This window comes from Pseudomonas sp. AC463 (assembly GCF_979253585.1).
On the sequence record NZ_CEEDDZ010000001.1, the window covers coordinates 225805 to 249200 of the forward strand.

Genomic DNA, 23396 nt, shown 5'->3' on the forward strand with positions numbered 1-23396 from the left:
ATTTTCTGACGTCAAAAACCTAAGTATTCGCGCACGACGCCATGCGTTCACGCATGCCTTCGCTGGCCGCCGGGCCCGCCTGTATCAGGCACGCATCCCACGGCACCACCTGCCCTTCGGCGTTCGCCATTACCGGCTGCAGCGCGCGGCCGGTCTCACGCTCCACCACCTCGACACTGGCGCCCTCCTCGGCGTAATGCCGGTTGCCCCATGCCACCAACGCCATCAGCACCATGCGGAAATCCTCGCCCTTGGCCGTCGGTACATATTCATGGCGCGGCGGCCGCTCGCTGTAGGCCCTGCGCTCGAGCATCCCGGCTTCCACCAATGCCGTGAGCCGGCGCGTCAACATGTTCGGCGCGATGCCCAGGCTGCGCGAGAACTCGTCGAAGCGCCGCAAGCCGTGCAGCGCGTCGCGCATGATCAGGATGCTCCACCACTCCCCTACCCGCTCAAGGCTGCGGGCGATGGGGCATTCGTCGCTGGTGAGGGACTTGCGTTGCATGGCGGTTCCTATACGTCGGTGCAAAGTTGTGTGGCGCCATGTTACTTTCATCATGATAGTGACGTCCACTGAGTCTGTGTCCCTCAACGCAAGCGGAGTCGATTGATCATGAGTAAACGTATCGTGGTGACAGGCATGGGCGCGCTGACGCCCTTGGGCACCGACGTGGAATCCACCTGGAAACGCCTGCTGGATGGGCAGTCGGGCATTCGCCGGCTGCCGGAAGAACTGATCGGCGACCTGGCCGTCAGCATCGGCGGCCAGGTGCAAAGCGCGCTGCAAGACTCGGAAGCGGGCTTTGACCCGGATCGGCTGTTGGCCGCCAAGGAACAGCGCAAGATGGACCGCTTCATTCTGTTCGCCCTGGCCGCGGCGGATGAAGCCCTGAAGCAAGCCGGCTGGGCGCCGAACACCCTTGAAGCACAGGAACGCACCGCCACCATCATCGCCTCCGGCGTGGGCGGCTTCCCGGCGATTGCCGACGCGGTGCGCACCACCGACAGCAAAGGCCCGCGACGCTTATCCCCCTTCACCATCCCGTCGTTCCTGAGCAACATGGCCGCCGGGCATGTGTCGATCAACTACGGTTTGAAAGGCCCGCTGGGCGCGCCGGTTACCGCGTGTGCGGCAGGTGTGCAAGCGATTGGCGACGCCGCGCGGATGATTCGTGCCGGTGAAGTCGATGTGGCGGTGTGCGGCGGTGCCGAAGCGGCAATCCATCGGGTCAGCCTCGCCGGCTTTGCGGCGGCGCGGGCCTTGTCCAGCGACTTCAATGACAGCCCCGAGCGCGCCTCACGACCGTTCGACCAGGCCCGCGACGGGTTCGTCATGGGCGAAGGCGCCGGCATCCTGGTCATCGAAGAACTCGAACACGCCCTGGCACGCGGCGCACAACCGATTGCCGAGCTGGTGGGCTACGGCACCAGCGCCGACGCCTACCACATGACCGCCGGCCCGGAAGATGGCGATGGCGCACGCCGCGCGATGCAGCAGGCCTTGCGCCAGGCCGGTATCCAGGCCTCGCAGGTGCAGTACCTGAACGCCCACGCCACCTCGACTCCGGTTGGCGATAAAGGCGAATTGGCCGCGATCAAAACCGTGTTCGGCGCCACTGGCAGCCCGGCGATCAGCTCGACCAAATCCGCCACCGGCCACTTGCTCGGCGCAGCGGGCGGCATCGAGGCGATCTTCACCGTACTTGCCCTGCGCGATCAGGTCGCCCCGGTAACCCTCAACCTGGAAAACCCCGACACCCTCGCCGACGGCCTCGACCTGCTGCGCGGCGCCGCACGGCCCATGGCGATTGAATACGCGTTGTCCAACGGCTTCGGCTTTGGCGGCGTGAATGCCAGCGTGCTGTTCCGCCGCTGGCAGTAGTTTGCCCCTGAGTTGATTTTCGGGGACCATGGGCGCCTTTCCGAACCTGCCAACCAGAGGCGCCCATGGCCAACCACGACCTGCAGTACACCCCCGACCCGGATGCCGATTCGATTTCCTCCGACGTAATCGGCTTCAACGGCATCCTGGTTTCCACCCAGATCCCGACCCGTGCCGACGGCAGCCTGGAACTGGGCGACATCACCGCTCAAAGCGAATGCACCCTGCAAGCGCTGAAAGTTGCCCTGGAAAAGGCCGGCAGCTCCATGGACCGGGTCATGCACCTGACCATTTATCTGACCGACATGGCCGACCGCGGCGCCTTCAACGAGGTCTACAAACGCTTCTTCGCCAAGCCCTGGCCCGTGCGCGCGGCAGTTGGCGTTGCCGCATTGGCGGTAGACGGCATGCGCGTAGAAGTCACCGCGATGGCCGCCCAAGCCTGAAGGGATGCCGGTCAGGCATTTCACGGCTACAATGCGCGCCTCAACCGTGACAAGCCTGACTAAAAAAACTATGTCCTTGCCCAAGCACCACCTGGAATTGCTCAGCCCTGCCCGCGATGTTGCCATCGCGCGCGAGGCGATCCTGCATGGCGCCGATGCCATCTACATCGGCGGCCCAAGTTTCGGCGCGCGCCATAACGCGTGCAACGACGTGAGCGACATCGCTCAACTGGTCGAATTCGCCCGCCGTTACCACGCCCGCGTGTTCACCACCATCAACACCATCCTGCATGACAACGAACTGGAACCCGCGCGCAAGCTGATCCATCAGCTTTACGACGCCGGCGTTGACGCGTTGATCGTGCAAGACCTGGGCGTGATGGAACTGGATATCCCGCCGATCGAGCTGCACGCCAGCACCCAGACCGATATCCGTACCCTGGCCCGCGCCAAGTTTCTCGACCAGGCCGGTTTCTCGCAGTTGGTATTGGCCCGTGAGCTGAACCTGCAAGAGATCCGCGCCATCGCCGACGAAACCGAGGCCGCCGTCGAATTTTTCATCCACGGCGCCCTGTGCGTGGCGTTCTCCGGGCAGTGCAATATCTCCCACGCGCAGAACGGCCGCAGCGCCAACCGTGGCGATTGCTCCCAGGCCTGCCGCCTGCCGTACACCTTGAAAGACGACCAGGGCCGCGTCGTGGCCTTTGAAAAGCACCTGCTGTCGATGAAAGACAACAACCAGAGCGCCAACATCCGCGCGCTGGTCGAAGCCGGCGTGCGCTCGTTCAAGATCGAAGGCCGCTACAAGGACATGGGCTATGTGAAGAACATCACCGCCTACTACCGCCAGCGCCTCGACGACGTACTCGAAGACCGCCCGGACCTGGCCCGCGCCTCCAGTGGGCGCACTGTGCATTTCTTCCTGCCCGACCCGGAAAAAACCTTCCACCGTGGCAGCACCGACTATTTCGTCACCGACCGCAAGGTCGACATTGGCGCCTTTGACACCCCGACCTTCACCGGCCTGCCGGTGGGTGTGGTGGAAAAAGCCGGCAAGCGCGACCTGCAAGTGATCACCCATGAGCCGCTGTCCAACGGCGACGGCCTCAATGTGCTGGTCAAGCGTGAGGTGGTGGGTTTCCGCGCCAACATCGCCGAAGCCAAGGGCGAGTTCGAGGAAGACGGCCAGAAGCGCTACCGCTACCGCGTCGAGCCAAACGAAATGCCGGCCGGCCTGCACCAGTTGCGCCCGAACCATCCGCTGAACCGCAACCTCGACCACAACTGGCAACAGGCGCTGCTCAAAACCTCCTCCGAGCGCCGTATCGGCCTGACCTGGCTCGCCCGCCTGCGTGAAGACCAGCTGGAAGTCACCGCCACCAGCGAAGAAGGCATCAGCGCCAGCGTCACCCTGCCCGGCCCGTTCGGCGTGGCCAACAAACCGGAACAGGCCCTGCACACCCTGCGCGACTTGCTCGGCCAACTGGGTACCACCGAATACCACGCGACGAACATCGCGCTGGATGCGCCGCAGGCGTTCTTCATTCCCAACTCGCAGCTCAAGGCATTGCGCCGCGAAGTGATCGAAGCCCTGACCGCCGCCCGCGTAGCTCAGCACCCACGTGGCGGGCGCAAGGCCGAAACCACGCCACCGCCGGTGTACCCGGAAGCGCACCTGTCGTTCCTGGCCAACGTCTACAACCAGAAGGCCCGCGACTTCTACTACCGCCACGGCGTCAAGCTGATCGACGCGGCCTTTGAAGCCCATGAAGAAACCGGCGAAGTGCCGGTGATGATCACCAAGCACTGCCTGCGTTTCTCGTTCAACCTGTGCCCTAAACAGGCCAAGGGCGTGACGGGGGTGAAAACCAAGGTCGCGCCGATGCAGTTGATCCATGGCGATGAAGTGCTGACCTTGAAGTTCGACTGCAAGCCGTGCGAAATGCATGTGGTGGGCAAGATCAAGGGGCATATCCTCGGCCTGCCGCAGCCAGGCAGTACGGTGGAGCATTTCAACCCGGAAAACATCATCTTCCAGGGTACGCACTAGCCTTTGGGGAGCGGGGCCACCACCAGCCCCGCTGCAACCCGGCTGCCGCCAGCAGGATCGCCGCCACACCCAGCCATTGCAGCCAACCCAGGCGATGGCCAAAGGCAATCCAGTCGACAAAAATCGCCGCAATCGGGTAGATAAATGACAGCGCGCCGGTCAGGGCCGTCGGCAGTTTCTGGATCGCGCCGTACAACAACACGTACATCAAACCGGTGTGCACCACGCCCAGCGTCACCAAGGCTGCCCAGGCATTGGTCGATTCAGGCAGGCTGTTCCAGGGCACCAACGGCGCCAGCAATACCGCGCCGGTGCTCACCTGGATCAACGCCAGCAAGTGCGGCGGCACTGCTTTCAGACGTTTGATGATCAGCGCCGCAATCGCGTAAAGGAACGCCGCGCCCAACGCCAACGCGATGCCTGCCAGGTAACCGTCACCGGTGGGTTGATCGCCATGGGCCGTGACAATCGCCAACATGCCCATAAAGGCCACGCCCAGCCACGCGAGTTTTTGCACGGTGATCCTTTCACCCAGAAACACCGCCGCCAGCAGCACCAGCATGAACGGCTGCACGTTGTACACCGCCGTGCTGATGGCGATGGACGCGCGCGAGTAAGACTCGAACAGCAGCAGCCAATTGCCGACGATGGCCACGCCGCTGAGCATCGCCAATCCCAATGTTGCCCAGCTCAACAAGTCCAGCCGCAGATAACCCAACAGCGCACACACCAGCAACAGCGTCAACGCGCCGATCACGCAGCGCCAGAACACCACTTCGATCACCGATACGCCCGACACCAGCACAAACCAGCCAATGGTGCCCGAGATCAGCATCGCGGCGACCATTTCCCACGACCCGCGACGGATGGATGTGTCCATGTTTCATGCTCCTCAAGTGAGGCACAAGTATGGCAATCTGGCGGGCAGCGGCTCCAGCGCCTAAAAAAGGCCGGCGAGCCAAATCACCTTTATTAATTAGGCGCAGAGCATGATTGACACCATCGACCAGCAACTCATCGCCGCCTTGATGGACGACTCGCGGCTGTCGCTCAAGGCCTTGGCGGGCATCACCGGGCTGTCCTCGCCGAGCGTTGGCGAGCGCTTGCGCCGTCTCGAAGAACGCGGTGTGCTCACCCACTACACCGTCGATATCGACCCCACCCACTTCGGCTACCTGCTGCAAGCCATCGTGCGCATCCGCCCGTTGCCCGGCAAGTTGCAGGAGGTAGAACGCCAGATCCAGGCCATCCCCGAGTTCACCGAATGCGACAAGGTTACCGGCGACGACTGCTTTATTGCGCGCCTGCATGTGCGCAGCATGGATCAGTTGGACACCCTGCTCGATCGCCTCAACGCCTATGCCGAAACCAACACTGCCATCGTCAAGAAAACCCCGGTAAAACGCCGCCTGCCGCCGCTGGCCGACAGCTGATCACCCATCAGCCGTGCAGCGCCTGTGCCGCGCCCAGCAGCCCCTGGAACTTGCCATACCGCGCCTGCAGCAGCGTGTGTTGCGCCGCATCCGGCAGGTACCGCGCCTTCACCGGCATACCTGCCAACGAAGCCACGCCTATCGCCATAAACCCCAGCTTGGCTGCCCCGACACACGCGCTCAACTCGCTACCGTGCAAGGTGAAGATTTCCCGTTGCAGGATATTTGCCAGCAACTGCGCCCAGTACTCACTGCGCGCGCCGCCGCCCACCAGGGCGCATGAAGTCACATCCGCGCCGGTCGATTGCACCGCACGCAAAGCGTCTAGCAGGCCAAAACCCACGCCTTCCATCACCGCATAACCAAGCATGGCTGGCGTGCAATCATGGCCCAGGCCCATAAAGCCGCCGCGCAGCAACGGGTCGTTATGGGGCGTGCGCTCGCCGGCGAGGTATGGCAGAAACAACGGTGTGTCCAATGGCACGGGTTGGCTGATCGGCAATTGCGCCTGTACGTGGTCCAGCAGGGTTTGTTCGTCCGGCGTGCCGGTCAGCCGCGTGACCCAGCGCAGGCAACTGGCGCCGGCCAGCATGGCGCCCATGGTGTACCAGCGGTTGGGCAGCGCGTGGCAGAAGCTGTGCACCGCGCTGGCCGGGTTGCCGGCCGCGTGGTCGGTGATCGCGACAATCGCCGCGCTGGTGCCCAGGGTGATAAACCCGTCGCCGGCGTTGACCGCGCCGATGCCCACCGCCGCCACCGGGTTATCGCCGCCACCGCCGGCAATCACCACATCAGTCGACAGGCCCAGGCGTGCCGCAGCGCTTGTATTGAGCGCCGCACTGGCCGCGCCGCCCTCCACCAGGCGAGGCATCTGCTGGAGTGTCAGGCCCGTGGCGTGCAGCATCGGGCTGAACCACTCACGCTGCGCCACGTCCAGCCACAAGGTGCCGGCCGCGTCGGACATTTCGCTGATGCGCTCGCCACTCAGGCACAGGCGCAGGTAATCCTTGGGCGACAGCACGCAGTCAATCGCCGCGAACACCTCGGGTTCGTGGTGTTGCAGCCACAGCAGTTTCGGCGCAGTCAGCCCCGCCATCGGCAAGCTGCCGGTGACCTCGGCAAAGCCCACGCCGAGGGCCTCAGCCTCCGCCATGGCGCGCGAGTCATCCCACAGGATCGCCGGGTACAACACCCGGTCGTCGTCGCCCAGCAGCACCGCGCCGTGCATCTGCCCGGACAGGCCGATGCACGCCACACGGGCATAGGCAGCGTGGGCGCGCAGTTGGTCGAGTGCCTGCAGGCAGGCTTGCCACCAGTCTTGTGGTGCCTGCTCGGACCAGCCGCTGTGGCGCCGCGACACGTTCAGGCGCACACCGGCGTGGGCCAGCACGCTGCCGTCTGCATCCATGAGGATGGCCTTGAGTTCCGAGGTACCGAGGTCGATGCCGAGGGATACAGGAGAGTTCATACGCAGGTCATTCCAATCAGAGACAGCCACATGAATTACGCACTTGCAGGGTCGGCGCCAGGCGCACGCTGCGGGCCGGCGCCGTTGGCAAGGCCATGCGCTGCAGCAACAGCTCGACCGCTTGCGCGCCCAACGCCTGCACGGGCTGGGCGATCAAGGTCAGGCGCGGGACAAAAAAATCTGCCCAGTCAAAATCATCGAAACCCACCAGAGCCATCTGCCCCGGTACGTCGAGTTGCGCGTCACGCAAAGCGTGCATCGCACCGAGGGTCATCAGGTTGTTACCGGCCATGATCGCCGTCGGCGGGGCTGCCAGGCCCAGCAGCTGCACCGTAGCCTGCCGTGCCGGCTCGGTGTTGGAGCCGCCGTTCACCAGCAGTTGCGGATCAAACGCCAACCCCGCCGCCTGCAACGCTGCGCGATAGCCGGCAACGCGCTCGTCCGTGGTACTGAACCCGGTACGCCCGGCGATAAAGCCGATGCGCCGATGCCCGTGCCTGATCAAGTGTGCAATCAGGGCCTGGGTGGCCTGGGCATTCTCCACCCCGACCTGATCGAACTGCTCGCTCATCATCCGATCCACCAGCACCGCAGGCATCTCGTTGGCCTGCAAATACTCCAGGGCCATCGAGCCGTTCGACGGCGCCAGCACAATGCCGTCGACCCGCCGATGATGCAGCGCCGTGACCACCCGCAGCTCCTGCTCCGGGTCGTCGTGGGTGTCGACAAACAGCATCATGTAGCCGTGTTTGGCGCACGCGGTTTCAATCGCGTGCACCGTTTCACTGAAGTAATGGTTGGACAGTGCCGAGATCGCCACGCCAATCGTGTTGGTACTGGAGCGGGCCAGCGAGCGCGCCAGGGTGTTGGGGATATACCCCAATGCCTGGATCGCTTGCTGTACCGCCTGCACCGTGGCCGGGCTGACCTTGCGCGTGCCGTTCAACACATGGGACACGGTCGACGCCGACACCCCCGCCCTGCTTGCCACGTCATCCATGGTGACCACGGCGCGTTTCCTCTCACTGAATCAATGTTTACTCGACCAGCCGCTGTAGGTAGCCACGTTATCGCGGGTGATGAGTTTTGGCGTGAGCAGGGTAACCGCTTCGGCCGGGGCTTTGTCGTTGAGGATGTCATTGCCGACGTTCACGGCGGTCTGGGCCATGGCCCATGGGTCCTGGCTGGACGACGCCTGGATCTGCGTGTCGGTTTTCAGCGCGTTCTCGATATCCGGTGCGCCGTCCACCGAGGTAATGATGATGCCGCTGCGCTTGAGTTGCTTGGCCGCCAGGTCGCTGCCGATTGCTTGCGGGTCATTGATCGCAAACAGGCCGTCGATTTTCGGGAAGCGCGTGAGGTAACCCTGCATCACGTTCAGGCCGCCTTCGCGCGAGCCTTTGCCATCCTGGTCGTCGGACAGCACCTTGATATCCGGCGCGCCGGCCAGGGCCGCCTTGCAGCCTTTGACGCGGTCGGTCACGGCGGTCACTTGCGGGCCGTTCTGGATAATCACATTGCCCTTGCCCGCGAGCTTGTCCACCAGGAACTGGCAGGCCAGCTTGCCGGCTTCGACGTTGTCGGTCTGCACGGTGGCGTTCACGCCTTTGGCGTCTACGTCCACGGCGACCACGACAATCCCCGCGTCGCGGGCTTTCTTGATCGCCGAGGCCATGGCCGACGGGTCGACGGCGTTGATCAGGATCAGGTCGACCTTGGAAGAGATAAAGTTGTCGATCTGCGAAAACTGCTTGCTCAAGTCATAGTCGGCCGACACCGAGGTGACCTTGACGTTGGGGTTCAGCTCCTTGGCCCGGGCGCTGGCGCCATCGGCCAGGGTCACGAAGTACGGGTTGCCCAGCGAGCCCATGCTGATGCCGAGGGCTTTGAGCTCACGGGCTTCGACGGCTTGGGACATCAGGGCTGCCAAGGCAATAACGGGAAAGATACGTTTGAAGTTCATGCCGGTCTCTCTTGTGATTGTTGTTGGAGTGAAATCAGGTCCGGGCCCCGGACTGGCGATAGCGATCCAGCGCGACCGCGCCAATGATCACGATGCCCTTGATGATGTATTGCCAGATATCCGACACCCCCAGCAGCACCAGGCCGTTGGTAAGCACCGCGATAATCAGTGCGCCGATCAGCGTGCCGCCGATGGTGCCGACGCCGCCGGTAAAACTGGTGCCGCCGAGGATCACCGCGGCAATCGCGTCCAGCTCGTAGGACTGCCCGAGTTGCAGGCCATTGGCGGCGAACAGGCGCGACGCGCTCATCACCGCGCCCAGCCCGGCCAACGCACCGGACATCGCGTAGACAAACAGCAGCACCTTCCACACCTTGATCCCCGACAGCCGCGCGGCCTCCGGGTTGCCGCCCACCGAGTAGATCTGCACGCCCATCACCGTGCGGCGCAGGATGAACCACGACAGCGCCACCACCGCCACGGCGATCACCACCAGCCAGGGCACGCCGAGTATTGAGTCATTGCCGATAAACGCGAACGGCAGGTCGGGGTTGAACACGGTTTTGTCGTCGGCCAACAGCCGCGCCAACCCGCGCATGGCGGTCAGCGCGCCGAGGGTGACGATAAACGGCGGCAGGCGCATAAAGGCAATCAACCCGCCGTTGACCAGGCCCAGCAACAGGCCAAAGCCGATCCCGGCGGCAATCCCGAACATGCCGAACTGCGGCGACATCGACGCCTGCAACGCCACCACCGCCGACGCGGCGAGGATCGCGCCCACCGACAGGTCGATGCCCGCCGTAAGGATCACAAAGGTCATGCCCGCCGCCAGTACCACGTTCACCGAGGCCTGCTGGGTGATGATCGACAGGTTCTGTACGGTCAGAAAGTTCTCGCTGGCCAGGGCAAAGCCCACCAGCAGCAAGACCAGCACCGGCAGCATGCCGACCGTGCGCATCAGTTCGCGTACGCGCTCGGCCTTGCCAGTTGTTGCAATCATCGAATCAGCCATGGGCCACCACCTGATCGCCACCGGTGGCGAGGTCAATAATACGTTCCTGAGAAATGACGTGGCCCGAGGCCCCGCCGACTTCGGCCACCAACTGGCCTTCGCGCATGATCAACACGCGGTCGCACGTGCCGATGATTTCCGGCAACTCGCTGGAGATCACCACAATGCCTACCCCGGCCTGGGCCAGTTGATTGATGATGCGGTAGATCTCGGACTTGGAGCCGATGTCCACGCCCCGGGTGGGTTCGTCGAGGATCAGCACATGCGGCTTGACCTCCAGCAGCCGCGCCAGCAGCACCTTTTGCTGGTTGCCACCGGAGAGTGAACCGACATTGACCTTGCCCGACGCAACCCGAATCGACAGTGACTTGATCGCGTCATTCGCACGTTGCCTGGCGTGGCCACGGTCGAGCACGCCACCGGCGTGCGCGTCCGGCACACAGGCGCAGACATTGATGTTGTCGGCCACGCTCATGTCGAGGAACAGCCCCTGGGCCTTGCGATCTTCGGTGAGGTAGACCACGCCGGCGCGGATCGCATCCGCCGGGGTGCGCAGTTGGGTGACGGTCTTGCCGACCACTTCCAGCGTGCCGCTGGTACGCGGGTCGGCGGCGAAGATCAGCCGCGCCAGCTCGGTGCGCCCTGCCCCGACCAGCCCGGCAATGCCCAGCACTTCACCGGCGTGCAGGTCGAAACTGCAGTTGCGCACGCGTTTGCCGTCGGCCATGTCGCGCACGCGCATCACCACGTTGCCGGGGTTGTAGGCCGCGTGCTCCTTCTTGTAGAAGCCGGACAGGTCGCGGCCCACCATCATCTTTACCAGCACCTCGGCCGACAGTGCATCACGGGTCAGCTCGCCAATGTACTGGCCGTCGCGCAGCACCGAAACGCGGTCCGACAGCTCGTAGATCTCCGCCATGCGGTGGCTGATATAAATGATCGCCAGGCCCTGGCTGCGCAGTTGCTTGATCAGCGCAAACAGGCGGTCGGTCTCACGAGACGACAGCGGCGTGGTCGGCTCATCCATCACCAGGATCCTGGCGTGGGCATGCAGGGCACGGGCGATTTCCACCAGTTGGCGCTCGGCAATCGACAGGCTGCTGACTTTGGTTGCGGGAGTGAACTCGGCGCCCAGGCGTTGCAGCACCTCTACGCAGCCGGCCTGCATGCCCTTGCGGTCGATGGTCCAACCGCGGCGCAGTTCGCGGCCCAGGTAGATGTTTTCGGCCACGCTGAGGTTCGGGCACAGGCTCAGTTCCTGATAGATCACAGCGATGCCGAGGGCTTTGGCGGTGGCGGGATTGTAAGTGGCGATGGGTTGGCCGCCGATGCGGATTTCACCGCCGGGGTCGGCCTGGTAGGCGCCGGAGAGGATTTTCATCAAGGTGGATTTGCCGGCGCCGTTCTCCCCCATCAAGGCGTGGATTTCGCCGGGGTAGACCTTCAGGCCGACAGCTTTGAGCACGCGCAAACCGTTGAAGGTTTTGCTGATGCCCTGCATCTCAAGCAAGGGTTCAAGGCTCATGGATGAGCTCCTGGATTTATTATTTTTGTAATCGAGTGCCGCCGACTCTAATGCAGATACATTTGCTTACGCAAGCGCTTGCGCCTACCAATAATCCGCTAGTGAAACGTTTCATCAGTGAAGAATGCCCATATCTATCCAAATGAGTGTCATTGCATTCAAAAAGGTGTTTCGCGCCATCCAAAGGCCATATCTCTGCTATTGTCCAAGTACCTCATCTCCTCCTCGTCGCTTCCCAGCGATCTTCTGTGAGCATGCTCTGCGCCATCGCCTACGCCGATGGCGGGCCTGAATGTCACGGAACCTCCCAGCGATGGATACACCGTTAACCCACCCCGGCCAGTCGCGTGCCGAAAAAATCGTCGAGTTCAAACGGCAGAAAACCCTGCTCAAGACCGGCGCGCTGCAAGACGCGATCTTCAACAGCGCCTATTTCTCGAGCATTGCCACCGACGAAAAAGGCGTGATCCAGATTTTCAACGTCGGTGCCGAACGCATGCTCGGCTATGCCGCCGCCGATGTGGTCAACCGCATCACCCCGGCCGACATTTCCGACCCCGCCGAGCTGATCACCCGCGCCGCCGCCCTCAGCCTGGAACTCGACACACCCATCACCCCAGGCTTTGAAGCCCTGGTGTTCAAGGCCTCGCGCGGCATCGAAGACATCTACGAGCTGACCTACATCCGCAAGGACGGCAGCCGCCTGTCGGCGATGGTCTCGGTGACCGCACTGCGCAACCGCAGCGACACCATCATCGGCTACCTGCTGATCGGCACCGACAACACCGCGCGCAAACAGGAAGAAGCCGAGCGCAAAGGCTTTGAGCGCGCGCTGGAAGAAAAGAACCTGGAGCTGGAACACGCCAGCCACATGAAGTCGGAGTTCCTCGCCACCATGTCCCATGAGCTGCGCACGCCGCTGAATGCGGTGATCGGCTTCTCCGAGGCGCTCAAGGATGGCCTGGTCGGCGATATGACCGAGGTGCAGCGCGAATACATCGGCGACATCTTCACCAGCGGCCAGCACCTGCTGTCGCTGATCAACGACATTCTCGACCTGTCCAAGGTCGAGGCCGGGATGATGGACCTGGAACTCGAAGCCGTGGAGCTGTCGGGCCTGTTGGCCAACAGCCTGTTGATCGTGCGTGAAAAAGCCGCCCTGCAGCGCATCCAGTTGAAGCTGGACAGCCAGGGCGACTTTGGCTGCCTGGAGCTGGACCTGCGCAAGACCAAGCAGATCGTCTACAACCTGCTGGCCAACGCGGTGAAGTTCAGCGAGCACGGCAGCTCGGTGACCCTGGCGGTGCGCGAGGTCAGCCGCGATCAGGTCGGCCTGGTGCCCGGCGACTGGCCGGTGCACAGCTTTGCCCTGCCCCCCAGCGCGCACCAGCAGTTCCTGGAATTGAGCGTCAGCGACACCGGCATCGGCATTGCGCCGGATGACATGGGCAAGCTGTTCAAGGCCTTCAGCCAGATCGACAGCAGCCTGGCGCGCAAATTTGAAGGCACCGGGCTGGGCCTGGCGATGGTCAAGCAACTCACCGACCTGCACGGCGGCAGCGTTGCCGTGGCCAGCCGTGCAGACCTGGGCGCACGCTTTGTGGTGTGGCTGCCGCTGCACCGGGCGACGGAGGCTGCCGACACGTGGCCGAAATCCTGATCGTCGAAGACAACGAGGCGAATATGCGCCTGGCGCGCCTGCTGCTGGTGAACGCCGGGCATAGCGTGCTGTGGGCCGCCGACGGCGAAACCGGCCTGACGCTGGCCCGCGCGAAACAACCGGCGCTGATCCTGATGGACATTCAGTTGCCCGGCATGGACGGCCTGGCCGCGACCCGGCTGCTCAAGCAAGACCCACACACCGCGCACATCCCGGTGATCGCGCTGACGGCCATGGCCATGAAGGAAGACCGCGAAAAAACCCGCCTGGCCGGTTGCGATGCGTATGTGATCAAACCGCTGCGTTACAAAGAGCTGTACCAAGTGATCGACACCCTGCTGAACCCCACCAATACACCGCCTACATGAGTCCTCTCCATGGCCAGCTCACCCGCAACGCTGTTGATCGTTGATGACGAACCCCAGGTTCGCAAGCTGTTGGAAACCCTGCTGCGCCATGAGGGCTACGAAACCCTGAGCGCGAGCAACGGTGAAGAAGCCTTGCGGTTGGTGGCGCAACAGCCGCCGGACCTGGTGCTGCTGGACATCATGATGCCCGGCATGGACGGCTATGAAGTCGCCAGCCAGCTCAAGGGCAACCCCGCCACGGCGAATATCCCGATCATTATGCTGTCGGCCTTGAGCGAATCCAGCGCGCGGGTCAGTGGCCTGGAAACCGGCGCCGAGGAATTTATCAGCAAGCCGATAGAACGCGTCGAACTCTGGCTGCGGGTGCGCAACCTGCTGCGGCTCAAGGCCCATGGCGACCAGTTGCAGAAACACAGCCAGATGCTCGAACAGCAGTTGCAACAACACACCGACGAACACGCGCGGCTGGACGTGCACGACCTGGCCCGCCTCGAACTGGAAAAAGCCCTGCGCCTGGCCGTTGAGCGGGATGAATTCGCCCTGCATTACCAACCCAAGGTCGAGTTGGCCGGCGGCGCCGTGTGTGCCCTGGAAGCCCTGCTGCGCTGGGATCGGCCCGGTTATGGCGCAGTATCGCCGGCCGTGTTTGTACCGGTGCTGGAAAGCCTGGGGCTGATCGTGCCGGTGGGCCGCTGGGTGATCGACCGCGTGTGCCAGCAGATCGCTGAATGGCAACGCAGCGCCATCGGGCCGATTGAAGTCTCGGTGAACGTCTCCGGCCATCAACTGATCGAGGGTGACCTGATCGCCGACATCGCCCAGAGCCTGGCCGACCACGGCGTTGATGCCCATTGGCTGGAGGTCGAGTTGACCGAAAGTTCGCTGATGGAAAACACCCAGCACACCATCACGGGTCTGCAACGCTTGCGCGCTATGGGTGTGAAAATCTCCATCGACGACTTTGGCACCGGCTACTCCAGCCTGGCCTACCTGCGCCGGTTCCCCATCGATACGTTGAAGATCGATATCGCGTTTATCCGCGAAGTCACCAGCAACCCGCAGGATGCGGCGATTACCCGCACCATCATTGAATTGGCCCATAGCCTGGATCTGCGCGTGGTGGCCGAAGGTGTCGAAACCCAGGCGCAACTGGCTTTCCTCAAAGCGGCGGGCTGTGACCAGATCCAGGGTTACCTGTTCAGCCGGCCATTGCCGATGGCCGAGCTTGAGCGGCTACTTATGGAAAAAAGCGGTTTGGTCGGACCATAACAACTCAAACCCGGTGCACCTGTGGGAGGGCAAGCCCCCTCCTACATTTGGATCAGTGCCAGCCTGGATATTGCGCGTTGGCGTTGGCCGCGTCGTTGATGTACGGAGTACGACAAATCGCATTGAACCTGCGTACGGCCAGGCCCCTCAAACCTGGATAGACCACGGCCTGGGGCTCGCTCGATGACGTTCATCCTATGGTTGGCCGTACTGGGCGCAGTGCTGTTGACCCTCGCCCTCACCTCCTCCTACTTGCGCTGGATGCCGGTGACCACCTCGGCGGTCTGCCTGTTGCTGGGCATCGGCATCGGCCCGTTGGGCGTGGACCTGCTGCATCTGGATATCAAGGGTTCTGCGCGCTGGATGGAGCACCTCACCGAAGTCGCGGTGCTGTTTTCGCTGTTCGTCAGCGGGCTCAAGCTGCGCTTGCCGCTCAAGCACCGCACCTGGCGCATTGCGTTCGGCATGGCCGGGCCGGTGATGTTGCTGACTATCCTCGGCATCTGCGCGGTGATGCATTACCTGTTCGAGTTGTCCTGGGGCGTGTCGCTGTTGGTCGGTGCCATCCTGGCACCGACTGATCCGGTGTTGGCGGGGCTGGTTCAGGTCAACAACGCCCAGGACTACGACGCGCTGCGCTTCGGCCTGTCCGGGGAAGCGGGCCTGAACGACGGCACGGCCTTTCCCTTTGTGATCTTTGCGCTGTTGTTCATGCAGCACGGCGGGTTTGATGGCGACTGGTTCGGCGGCTGGGTGCTCAAGAACCTGTTGTGGGCGGTGCCGGCCGGGCTGTTGACGGGTTACTGGATGGGCCGGGGCATCGGCCGCATGACCCTGTGGCTGCGCATCACCAACAGTGACAGCACGCTTTCCCCGAATGACTACCTGACCCTGGCACTGATCGCCCTCGCCTACGTGGCGGCCGAGGCGGTGGGTGGTTATGGCTTTCTGTCGGTGTTTGCCGCCGGGCTTGGCCTGCGCCAGGCGGAGTTCAGGTCTACCGGCCATTCACAGACCCCCTCGGAGCACCTGGCATTGCCGGTGGTGGGCCACCTGGAAGTGGAGCCGGAGCGCGCCCTGCAGGGCGATGTGAGCGACCTTCAAGACACCCAGATCGCCGCCGGCGTGATGATGGGCGACATGCTCTCGTTCGGCAGCCTGGTCGAGCGCTCGATGGAAGTGTTTCTGGTCACGGTGCTGGGGGTGGTGCTGGCCAGCCACTGGGATTGGCGCGCGTTGCCGGTGGCGGCGCTGCTGTTCTGGGTGATCCGCCCGGTCAGCGTGTTCGCGATGCCCTGGGGCCGGCTGATCGATCGGCAGCAACGCGGGCTGATGGGTTGGTTCGGGATTCGCGGGATCGGCAGCATCTACTACCTGTTCTACGCGCTCAACCATGGGCTGATCGGCACCAGCAGCGCGGTGGCGGTCAACCTGACCCTTTCGGTGATCGCCTTGAGCATCGTCGTTCATGGCCTCAGTACCCAGCCGATGCTGGCGTGGTATGAACGACGTGCCAAGGTAAATACTCAGTCCTGATCTTCGGTGTTGCCTACATCCGCCGCTTCATCCAGATCATTGAGCGGCACCTCTGCATCATCCATCAGCGATCCGGGGTCTTCATTGCCCGGATCGTTGAGTTCTTCTTTCAGTTCTTTGGACATGACCGTCTCCTCTAACCGCCTTGGGTATCGATATCGGCATCGGTTTCCGGCTTGGGCTCGCGCTCGGGCTCGAAGTCTGGACTGTAGTCGTTTTCCTTCGCCTTGGGGTCGGCGTCAGGTTTTGGATCTTTGGGTGCATCGGCCGCTGTGCCGGGGGCCGGCTCGCCGCCGTCGATGGCGGGGTCGTTACGGCCACTGACTTGGGGATCGTTGTCTGTGCTCATGGCTCACCTCGTGTGAAAACGCAACCTGCGTTTAATTAAGGTCGCGCGCAGGTGGGCGAAGTTCCAATTGCTTAAGAACCCGGATTATCCACCTGGATGTAAAACGCGTAGGCCCCCAGCAACACCCAGAACACCATAAACAGCCACGGCGCGCGCATCGAGAACAGCAGCGACTTGCGGTAGCCCTTGTGGGACGACTCCACCTCGGAAAACAGCGGCGACTCATCGTAGGCCAGGCCCATCACCGGCTCGCTGCGCAGCAGTTCGCTCTGCTTGTAGTGCCAGTGGTCGATGATTTCGTAGGCGGCGCGAATGCCCGGCCAGGCGTTCAGCGAACTGAGAATGCCGAGCAAGGCCAGGAACACCGGCACCACCAGGGTGAACAGCTTGCCCCACTCCGGGTTGAGGTTGCCCATGCCGGACACGAAGGCGATGACCAGGAACGACTGCGCGGTGAGGTAGGCGTCGGTGCGGTTGGCGAGGATGGTGGTTTCGTACTGGATTTCGCGTCGGTAGAAGTCCAGGCGGTCCTTGGGCGAGCCGAAGATCTTGGCGTTGTGTTCGCTGTGGTCGTCCAGAGTCGATTCCGGCGTGTTGGGTGAAATGATTCTGGGCACATCCGTGCTCCATGCGGGGGCTGAGGCTGTTTAGAAGAATGGGGGCTGGGTGAAGTTCAAGTTTGTTCATGCACCAAGTTAGAGCGGTGAGTGCGCTTGTGGCGAGCGGGTTTACCTGGAGTGCGCAGCGCTCGGGCTTTTTTTGGGGCCGCTGCGCAGCCCAGCGCGGGCAAGCCCGCTCGCCACATAAGCGTGCTCGGCAAAAAGTCCTTTCCGGCACAACCATTGCTTTATCCATTCATCTGCCCGGATACAGGAGCATTCGTTACCCCCCGACCCAGAGCCGACCCCATAAGAAAGTAAGGACCAGGTCTGTTGGCACCATCAGCCACGGGCTCATAAAAAATGCGGTTTTTTAAGCGGCAGTGCCACCCAAGCTTCCCTGGGCACTGACAAGGTACTGGAATGGCTCGATCTTTCTTTGATGAAATGAATGACGCAAACGGCAAGTGCCGTGCGCACTATCAGGATTTCTCCCGCTGGCTGGCCAACACGCCGCCGGAACTGCTGGCCCAGCGTCGGCGCGAAGCCGATTTGCTGTTCCATCGCGCCGGGATCACCTTCACCCTCTATGGCGACGAGCAAGACACCGAACGCCTGATCCCTTTCGACATCATCCCGCGCAGCATCCCCGCCAGTGAATGGAGCGTGATCGAACGCGGCTGCATCCAGCGCGTCAATGCGCTGAACATGTTCCTGGCCGACATCTACCACGACCAGCGCATCATCAAGGCCGGGATCATTCCCGCCGACCAGGTGCTGGGCAACGAGGGCTACCAGAAGGCCATGGTCGGTCTGGACCTGCACCGCGACATCTACTCGCACATTTCCGGTGTCGACCTGGTGCGCGACGGCGACGGCACCTACTACGTGCTCGAAGACAACCTGCGCACTCCCAGCGGCGTGAGCTACATGCTCGAAGACCGCAAGATGATGATGCGCCTGTTCCCCGAAGTGTTCGCCAAGCAGCGCATCGCGCCGGTGGACCACTACCCCAACCTGCTGCTCAAAACCCTGAAAAGCTCCAGCCGCCTGGACAACCCCAACGTGGTGGTACTCACCCCGGGCCGCTTCAACAGCGCGTTTTTCGAGCACGCGTTCCTGGCCCGGGAAATGGGCGTGGAACTGGTGGAAGGCGCCGACCTGTTCGTGCACGACCTCAAGGTGTTCATGCGCACTACCGACGGCCCCAAGGCGGTGGATGTGATCTACCGACGCATCGACGACGCGTTTCTCGACCCGCAGGCGTTCAACCCCGACTCGATGCTCGGCGTGCCTGGGCTGGTGGCCGCGTATTGCGCCGGCAATGTGGTGCTGGCGAATGCCATCGGCACCGGCGTGGCCGATGACAAGTCGATCTACCCCTACGTGCCCGCGATGATCAAGTTTTACCTGGATGAAGAACCCATCCTGCAAAACGTGCCGACCTTCCAGTGCCGCAAGCCGGATGAGCTGTCCCACGTTCTGGCCAACCTGGCGGAACTGGTGGTCAAGGAAACCCAGGGCTCCGGCGGCTACGGCATGCTGGTGGGCCCGGCCTCCACGGCGGCCGAAATCGAAGACTTCCGCCAACGCATCAAGGCGCGCCCGCACGCCTACATCGCCCAACCGACCCTGAGCCTGTCCACCTGCCCCACCTTTGTCGAAAACGGCATCGCCCCCCGGCACATCGACCTGCGGCCCTTCGTGCTCTCCGGCAAGGAAACCCGCCTGGTGCCCGGCGGCCTCACGCGGGTGGCCCTGCGTGAAGGCTCGTTGATCGTCAACTCGTCCCAAGGCGGCGGAACCAAGGACACCTGGGTGGTGGAGGGCTGAGTATGTTGAGTAGAACCGCAGCAGATCTGTACTGGATGTCGCGTTACCTGGAGCGCGCCGAGAACCTGGCGCGCATGCTTGAAGTCAGTTATTCGCTGTCGCTGATGCCCCAGGCCGGGCGCAGCGATGGCCTGGATGAACTGGCGATGTCACTGCTCAGCAGCGGTACCCTGGACAGCTACCTGGAGCGCCACCAGACCCTGGATGCCGAGCGCATGTTGCACTTCTTCGCCCTCGACGAGGAAAACCCCGCGAGCATCTACAACTGCCTGCGCGCCGCGCGGGGCAACGCCCATGCCGTGCGCGGGCGCATCACCGCCGACATGTGGGAAAACCTCAATGCCACCTGGCTGGAAATGCGCAGCATCGCCGCCGGCGGCCTGGCGCGGCATGGCATCAGCCACTTCTGTGATTGGGTCAAGCAGCGTTCGCACCTGTTCCGTGGGGCAACGTCCGGCACCATCATGCGCAATGACGCCTATCGGTTTATCCGTTTGGGTACCTTTGTCGAGCGCGCGGACAACACCTTGCGCCTGCTGGATGCGCGTTATGAGATGTTTGGTGAAGAATCCGAGGAAGTCAGCGACTTATCGGCACGCGGCTACTACCAGTGGAGCGCCCTGCTCCGCGCGTTGTCGTCGTTCGAGGCGTATACCGAGCTGTATCCGAATGCCTTGAATGCGCGTTCGGTGTCGGAGTTGCTGCTGTTGCGCAGTGATGTGCCGCGCTCGTTGCATGCGTGTATTGAGGAGTTGAGCCATATTCTTGCGGATTTGCCGGGCAGTTATGGGCGAACGGCGCAGCGGTTGGCGGCGGAGTTCGAGGCGCGGCTGAGGTATACGGGGATCGATGAGATTCTTGAGGACGGGCTGCATAGCCGGCTGACGGATTTTATCGATACTGTGCGGGAGCTGGCGCGGGCGATACATAGTTCGTATCTGGAAGTGGTCTAACTGACACTGATGGCTTAAATGTGGGAGGGGGCTTGCCCCCGATAGCGGTGTGTCAGTCACCACAGCTATCGGGGGCAAGCCCCCTCCCACATTGGTTTGGGTTTGCAGTTCAGCCGAAGGTGAAGGCGTAGGCTGATACCTGTGGGTCGAGAAATTCGATGGTGAAGGTGCGGTCCTGCACGGCGCCTGGCTGACGAACAAGCTGGTACAGGCGTTGCTCGGTCACGGTGCCGCTGCCATCCGGGGCTACGTCGGCGCCGTGGGCGTCGCCCGGGGCCTGGCCGTCAATCCTGACTTTGAAGCGCACCGGCTTGCCGTCGGCGGCCGGGCCCAGCACCAGGTGCAGGTCGCGGGCGTGGAAGCGGTAGACGATGCGCCCTCCTGCCTGGCCAAGGGTGGCTTGTTGGCCGCCGACGTTCCATTGACCTTCCAGCGTCCAGTTGTTCAGGGCCAGCTTGCCGGCCGCCGGGTAGTTGGCCACCTGGTTGCTGGCCAGGGTGCCAGTGGTGACGAAGTTTTCCGCGCGCTGGAAGCCCAGGTAGGTTTCCGGCGACTGCACTTCGTTCATGTCCGGCGCCTGTTGCACGCCCTTGGCGTCGGCCTCGATCAAGCCCCCCGCGACGTTTTTCGCCCCGGCTTCACGCAACAACTGCTGGATCACCCGCTCCGATTCGGCGTAATCGCCCTCGCCGAAGTGGTGGTAGCGAATCTGGCCCTTGGCATCGGCAAAGTAATGGGCCGGCCAGTACTGGTTGTTGAACGCGCGCCAGACCTTGTAGTTGTTATCGATGGCCACCGGGTAGGTGACGCCCAGGTCCTTCATCGCCTGGGTGACATTACTTACGTCGCGTTCAAAGGCGAACTCCGGCGCGTGTACACCAATCACCACCAGGCCCTGGTCGTGGTACTTCTCGGCCCAGGCCTTCACATACGGCAGGCTGCGCAGGCAGTTGATGCACGAGTAAGTCCAGAAATCCACCAGCACCACCTTGCCCTTCAGCGCTTCGGCGGTCAGCGGCGGGCTGTTGAGCCATTGCACGGCGCCTTCCAGCGATGGCAGCGCGCCTTCGATTGGCAGCGCGTCGCGATGGCGGGCTGGGCCTGCGCATCGTGCACCGCATCCTGCAACTGCACGGGCGCAGCATCCGCCTGGTGGATCGGCCCGGGCGCGGCGCGACCTTTACCTTTTCCCTAGAAACCCGAGCATCAACGCATTGACCTGCGAGCCTTGCTCGTTCTGAATCCAGTGACCACAGTTGGTCAACACCTGCTGCTGCAGGTTGGGCACCGACTCCGGCATGCGCTTGAGGGTGTGGGCTTCGAATACGCCAACCGGATCGCGGTCGCCGATCAGGAACAGCGTGGGTTGCAGCACCTGCCGCCCCGCCAGAAACGCGGTGCGCTGCCAATTGCGCTCGAAATTGCGATACCAATTCAACGGGCCGCGAAAGCCATGCTCGGCAAAGGTCTGCACATACACGTCGAGGTCTTCCTGCGAACACCAATGCGGCAATGCGCCGGGAGGTGAAGTGCCTTCGAGCAAGCGCGCATCCGCCGGTTTCTTCTGCAAAAACACGTCCTGATCCTGCATGAACAGACGCAGCGTGCGCTCGATATCGGCGTTCAGCTCCTGCTCGGCGACCCCGGGTTCCTGGAAATACAGGATGTAGTTGAACCGGTCGGCGTACAGCTCGCGCAAAATCTCGATCACCGGCCGCCGCGCGCGCCCGGCAAACGGCACCGACATTGTGATCAACCGCGTGACTCGCTCCGGCTCAAGCAACGCGAGGTGCCAGGCGACCACGGCGCCCCAGTCATGCCCGACCATCACCACCTGTTCATGGCCGAAGTGATCCATGGCCTGCTGGATATCGGCGCACAACGTCAGCAGGTCGTAATCGGCCACCTCGGCTGGCGAACTCGACTGCCCGTACCCGCGCATTTGCGGGGCGAACACCCGATAGCCTGCGGCTACCAGCGCCGGGATCTGCTCACGCCAGGAGTGCCAGCACTCCGGAAACCCGTGGAGCAGCCAGATCGGCGGCCCCTCCTGCGGCCCCGCAACGTGCACACTCAAATCAATGGCGTTGACCTGAATCCTGTACTGCTCGATAGCGTTCATCACGGGTTTCCTTGTGCAAGTTTCGCTCGCGGTATTCCCGCGGGGAGCAATTCATCAATCGTTTAAAGGCACTGCTGAAGGCGCTGTCCGATTGATAACCCAGCGACTGGCCGATGCACGACACACTGCTGTCGGAGCTGTTCAAGGCCTGAACCGCCAGGTGCATGCGCCAGCGGGTCAGATAGGCCTGCGGCGCCATGCCAACCCGTTGCTTGAAGTGCAAGGCAAAGGTTGAGCGCGACTGATGGGCGGTGCTGGCCATTTCGCTCAAGGTCCAGCGCCGCGCCGGTTCGCCATGTACTTGCGCCAGCACTGGCGCCAGCCGTGGGTCCGTCAACGCCGCCAGCCAACCGCTGGTGCCGGCGCCCAGGGAAGATTGATAGAGCCGCAGGATTTGCACCAGCATCATTTGCGCCAAATGCTCGGTCATCAGTGCCGCGCCCTGCTTGGGACTCGCGTACTCCATGGCCAGGCGTTCGAGGCACCAGCGCAATACGCTGGCCTGATCGGACCGGGCACTGATGCGCACCACGGGCGGCAGCCCCTCCAGTAACAAACGCGCTTCGTCGCCATAGGTAAAGCGCCCGCCGATCAGAAACAGGTCAACGGTATTCCCCAGCGTGGCAATACCGCCCAAGGCCTCGCTGTACACCTCGCGTGCGTCCCGCCCCTCCAGCGCCATGTGGCTGGACAACTTCCATGGACGGTTTTGCGTCAACAAAAAACAATCGCCTTCGTACAGCCGCGTCGGCACCAACTCCCCCTCCACTTCGAGCCAGCACTGCCCTTGCACCACCGCATTGAACTTGATGCCGTCCGGCGCCGGGAAATCCAGTGCCCAATCGCCACCTGCTTTCAAACCGGCAAAATAGGAGCGATGACTGCGTAGCAGCGCCACTAGCTCCGACAGGGTATCCATAAATAAAAA

At 62.9% G+C, this 23396-nt stretch carries 22 protein-coding genes and 2 pseudogenes; 11 read left to right on the forward strand and 13 right to left on the reverse strand.

Going from position 1 to position 23396, the window contains the following annotated elements:
• Positions 1 to 19: 19 nt before the first annotated feature.
• Positions 20 to 505 carry a winged helix-turn-helix transcriptional regulator gene (locus AC0IYH_RS01095; protein WP_122772157.1) on the reverse strand — a complete coding sequence of 162 codons (486 nt, stop codon included), beginning with the start codon at positions 503 to 505 and terminating at the stop codon, positions 20 to 22.
• Between the two features lie 108 nt (positions 506 to 613).
• Here AC0IYH_RS01095 and fabF point away from each other — a divergent pair, with 108 nt between their 5' ends.
• The 3 genes from fabF to AC0IYH_RS01110 all read left to right on the forward strand — a co-directional run bounded on the left by fabF (position 614) and on the right by AC0IYH_RS01110 (position 4378).
• Complete coding sequence (gene fabF / locus AC0IYH_RS01100; RefSeq protein WP_471832729.1) at positions 614 to 1882, forward strand: beta-ketoacyl-ACP synthase II; 1269 nt, start codon at positions 614 to 616, stop codon at positions 1880 to 1882.
• A gap of 65 nt (positions 1883 to 1947) precedes the next feature.
• Positions 1948 to 2328 carry a RidA family protein gene (locus AC0IYH_RS01105; RefSeq protein WP_116627979.1) on the forward strand — a complete coding sequence of 127 codons (381 nt, stop codon included), beginning with the start codon at positions 1948 to 1950 and terminating at the stop codon, positions 2326 to 2328.
• Positions 2329 to 2398: 70 nt separating this feature from the next.
• Positions 2399 to 4378 (forward strand): peptidase U32 family protein, encoded by a 1980-nt coding sequence (locus tag AC0IYH_RS01110; RefSeq protein WP_471832730.1) that lies wholly within the window; start codon positions 2399 to 2401, stop codon positions 4376 to 4378.
• Here AC0IYH_RS01110 and AC0IYH_RS01115 read toward each other — a convergent pair.
• Positions 4356 to 5258: a DMT family transporter gene (locus AC0IYH_RS01115; RefSeq protein ID WP_471832731.1), complete on the reverse strand. Its 903-nt coding sequence runs from the start codon at positions 5256 to 5258 to the stop codon at positions 4356 to 4358. The two genes, AC0IYH_RS01110 and AC0IYH_RS01115, sit on opposite strands and share 23 nt — an antisense overlap.
• Before the next feature lie 109 nt (positions 5259 to 5367).
• Here AC0IYH_RS01115 and AC0IYH_RS01120 point away from each other — a divergent pair, with 109 nt between their 5' ends.
• A complete protein-coding gene (locus tag AC0IYH_RS01120; RefSeq protein ID WP_122772162.1) occupies positions 5368 to 5811 on the forward strand; it encodes an Lrp/AsnC family transcriptional regulator in 444 nt (147 codons plus the stop codon).
• Positions 5812 to 5818: 7 nt separating this feature from the next.
• Here the strand turns inward: AC0IYH_RS01120 and xylB are convergent, their stop codons facing one another.
• From xylB to AC0IYH_RS01145, 5 genes are read right to left on the reverse strand one after another with little or no spacing between them, the layout of a single operon-like run.
• Positions 5819 to 7279, reverse strand: coding sequence for a xylulokinase (gene xylB / locus AC0IYH_RS01125; protein ID WP_471832732.1), 1461 nt, complete (start codon positions 7277 to 7279; stop codon positions 5819 to 5821).
• Positions 7280 to 7295: 16 nt separating this feature from the next.
• Entirely contained in the window at positions 7296 to 8288 is a 993-nt protein-coding gene (locus AC0IYH_RS01130; protein WP_116627984.1) for a LacI family DNA-binding transcriptional regulator, read from the reverse strand.
• A 21-nt stretch (positions 8289 to 8309) separates the two neighbouring features.
• A complete protein-coding gene (locus AC0IYH_RS01135) occupies positions 8310 to 9242 on the reverse strand; it encodes an ABC transporter substrate-binding protein (protein ID WP_116627985.1) in 933 nt (310 codons plus the stop codon).
• Between the two features lie 34 nt (positions 9243 to 9276).
• On the reverse strand, positions 9277 to 10254 hold the full coding sequence (locus AC0IYH_RS01140) for an ABC transporter permease subunit (protein WP_116627986.1): 978 nt from the start codon (positions 10252 to 10254) through the stop codon (positions 9277 to 9279).
• Positions 10247 to 11779, reverse strand: coding sequence for a sugar ABC transporter ATP-binding protein (locus AC0IYH_RS01145; RefSeq protein WP_116627987.1), 1533 nt, complete (start codon positions 11777 to 11779; stop codon positions 10247 to 10249). The genes AC0IYH_RS01140 and AC0IYH_RS01145 overlap by 8 nt, the downstream gene beginning before the upstream one ends.
• A 313-nt stretch (positions 11780 to 12092) precedes the next feature.
• Here AC0IYH_RS01145 and AC0IYH_RS01150 point away from each other — a divergent pair, with 313 nt between their 5' ends.
• The 4 genes from AC0IYH_RS01150 (at position 12093) to AC0IYH_RS01165 (ending at position 16612) form a co-directional block, all read left to right on the forward strand.
• Positions 12093 to 13439 (forward strand): sensor histidine kinase, encoded by a 1347-nt coding sequence (locus tag AC0IYH_RS01150; protein ID WP_116627988.1) that lies wholly within the window; start codon positions 12093 to 12095, stop codon positions 13437 to 13439.
• Positions 13424 to 13807, forward strand: coding sequence for a response regulator (locus tag AC0IYH_RS01155; protein ID WP_116627989.1), 384 nt, complete (start codon positions 13424 to 13426; stop codon positions 13805 to 13807). The genes AC0IYH_RS01150 and AC0IYH_RS01155 overlap by 16 nt, the downstream gene beginning before the upstream one ends.
• 9 nt (positions 13808 to 13816) lie before the next feature.
• The gene (locus AC0IYH_RS01160; protein ID WP_471832733.1) at positions 13817 to 15076 is read left to right on the forward strand and encodes an EAL domain-containing response regulator; all 1260 of its coding nucleotides are present in this window, start codon (positions 13817 to 13819) and stop codon (positions 15074 to 15076) included.
• A gap of 183 nt (positions 15077 to 15259) precedes the next feature.
• Positions 15260 to 16612, forward strand: coding sequence for a cation:proton antiporter (locus AC0IYH_RS01165; protein ID WP_471832734.1), 1353 nt, complete (start codon positions 15260 to 15262; stop codon positions 16610 to 16612).
• Here AC0IYH_RS01165 and AC0IYH_RS01170 read toward each other — a convergent pair.
• From AC0IYH_RS01170 to AC0IYH_RS01180, 3 genes are all read right to left on the reverse strand, one after another.
• Positions 16603 to 16737 carry a hypothetical protein gene (locus AC0IYH_RS01170; protein ID WP_471832735.1) on the reverse strand — a complete coding sequence of 45 codons (135 nt, stop codon included), beginning with the start codon at positions 16735 to 16737 and terminating at the stop codon, positions 16603 to 16605. The two genes, AC0IYH_RS01165 and AC0IYH_RS01170, sit on opposite strands and share 10 nt — an antisense overlap.
• 11 nt (positions 16738 to 16748) lie before the next feature.
• Positions 16749 to 16961 (reverse strand): hypothetical protein, encoded by a 213-nt coding sequence (locus tag AC0IYH_RS01175; RefSeq protein WP_116627992.1) that lies wholly within the window; start codon positions 16959 to 16961, stop codon positions 16749 to 16751.
• Positions 16962 to 17032: 71 nt separating this feature from the next.
• Positions 17033 to 17578 carry a hypothetical protein gene (locus tag AC0IYH_RS01180; RefSeq protein ID WP_116627993.1) on the reverse strand — a complete coding sequence of 182 codons (546 nt, stop codon included), beginning with the start codon at positions 17576 to 17578 and terminating at the stop codon, positions 17033 to 17035.
• 405 nt (positions 17579 to 17983) lie between these two features.
• On the opposite strand from AC0IYH_RS01180, the gene AC0IYH_RS01185 reads away from it, so the two are divergent.
• Together AC0IYH_RS01185 and AC0IYH_RS01190 are read left to right on the forward strand one after the other, a co-directional pair.
• Positions 17984 to 19393, forward strand: a complete 1410-nt coding sequence (locus AC0IYH_RS01185) for a circularly permuted type 2 ATP-grasp protein (RefSeq protein WP_116627995.1) — start codon at positions 17984 to 17986, stop codon at positions 19391 to 19393.
• A gap of 2 nt (positions 19394 to 19395) precedes the next feature.
• Positions 19396 to 20346, forward strand: coding sequence for an alpha-E domain-containing protein (locus AC0IYH_RS01190; protein ID WP_122772169.1), 951 nt, complete (start codon positions 19396 to 19398; stop codon positions 20344 to 20346).
• A gap of 109 nt (positions 20347 to 20455) precedes the next feature.
• Here the strand turns inward: AC0IYH_RS01190 and AC0IYH_RS01195 are convergent.
• Positions 20456 to 21430: pseudogene (locus tag AC0IYH_RS01195) on the reverse strand (thioredoxin family protein); the annotation flags it as partial.
• On the opposite strand from AC0IYH_RS01195, the pseudogene AC0IYH_RS01200 reads away from it, so the two are divergent.
• Positions 21424 to 21564: pseudogene (locus AC0IYH_RS01200) on the forward strand (ATP-binding protein); the annotation flags it as partial. The pseudogenes AC0IYH_RS01195 and AC0IYH_RS01200 overlap by 7 nt on opposite strands.
• Here the strand turns inward: AC0IYH_RS01200 and AC0IYH_RS01205 are convergent.
• Both AC0IYH_RS01205 and AC0IYH_RS01210 read right to left on the reverse strand, forming a co-directional pair.
• The gene (locus AC0IYH_RS01205; protein WP_471832736.1) at positions 21527 to 22468 is read right to left on the reverse strand and encodes an alpha/beta fold hydrolase; all 942 of its coding nucleotides are present in this window, start codon (positions 22466 to 22468) and stop codon (positions 21527 to 21529) included. The pseudogene AC0IYH_RS01200 and the gene AC0IYH_RS01205 overlap by 38 nt on opposite strands.
• Positions 22425 to 23387 (reverse strand): AraC family transcriptional regulator, encoded by a 963-nt coding sequence (locus AC0IYH_RS01210; protein ID WP_471832737.1) that lies wholly within the window; start codon positions 23385 to 23387, stop codon positions 22425 to 22427. The genes AC0IYH_RS01205 and AC0IYH_RS01210 overlap by 44 nt, the downstream gene beginning before the upstream one ends.
• Positions 23388 to 23396: the final 9 nt, after the last annotated feature.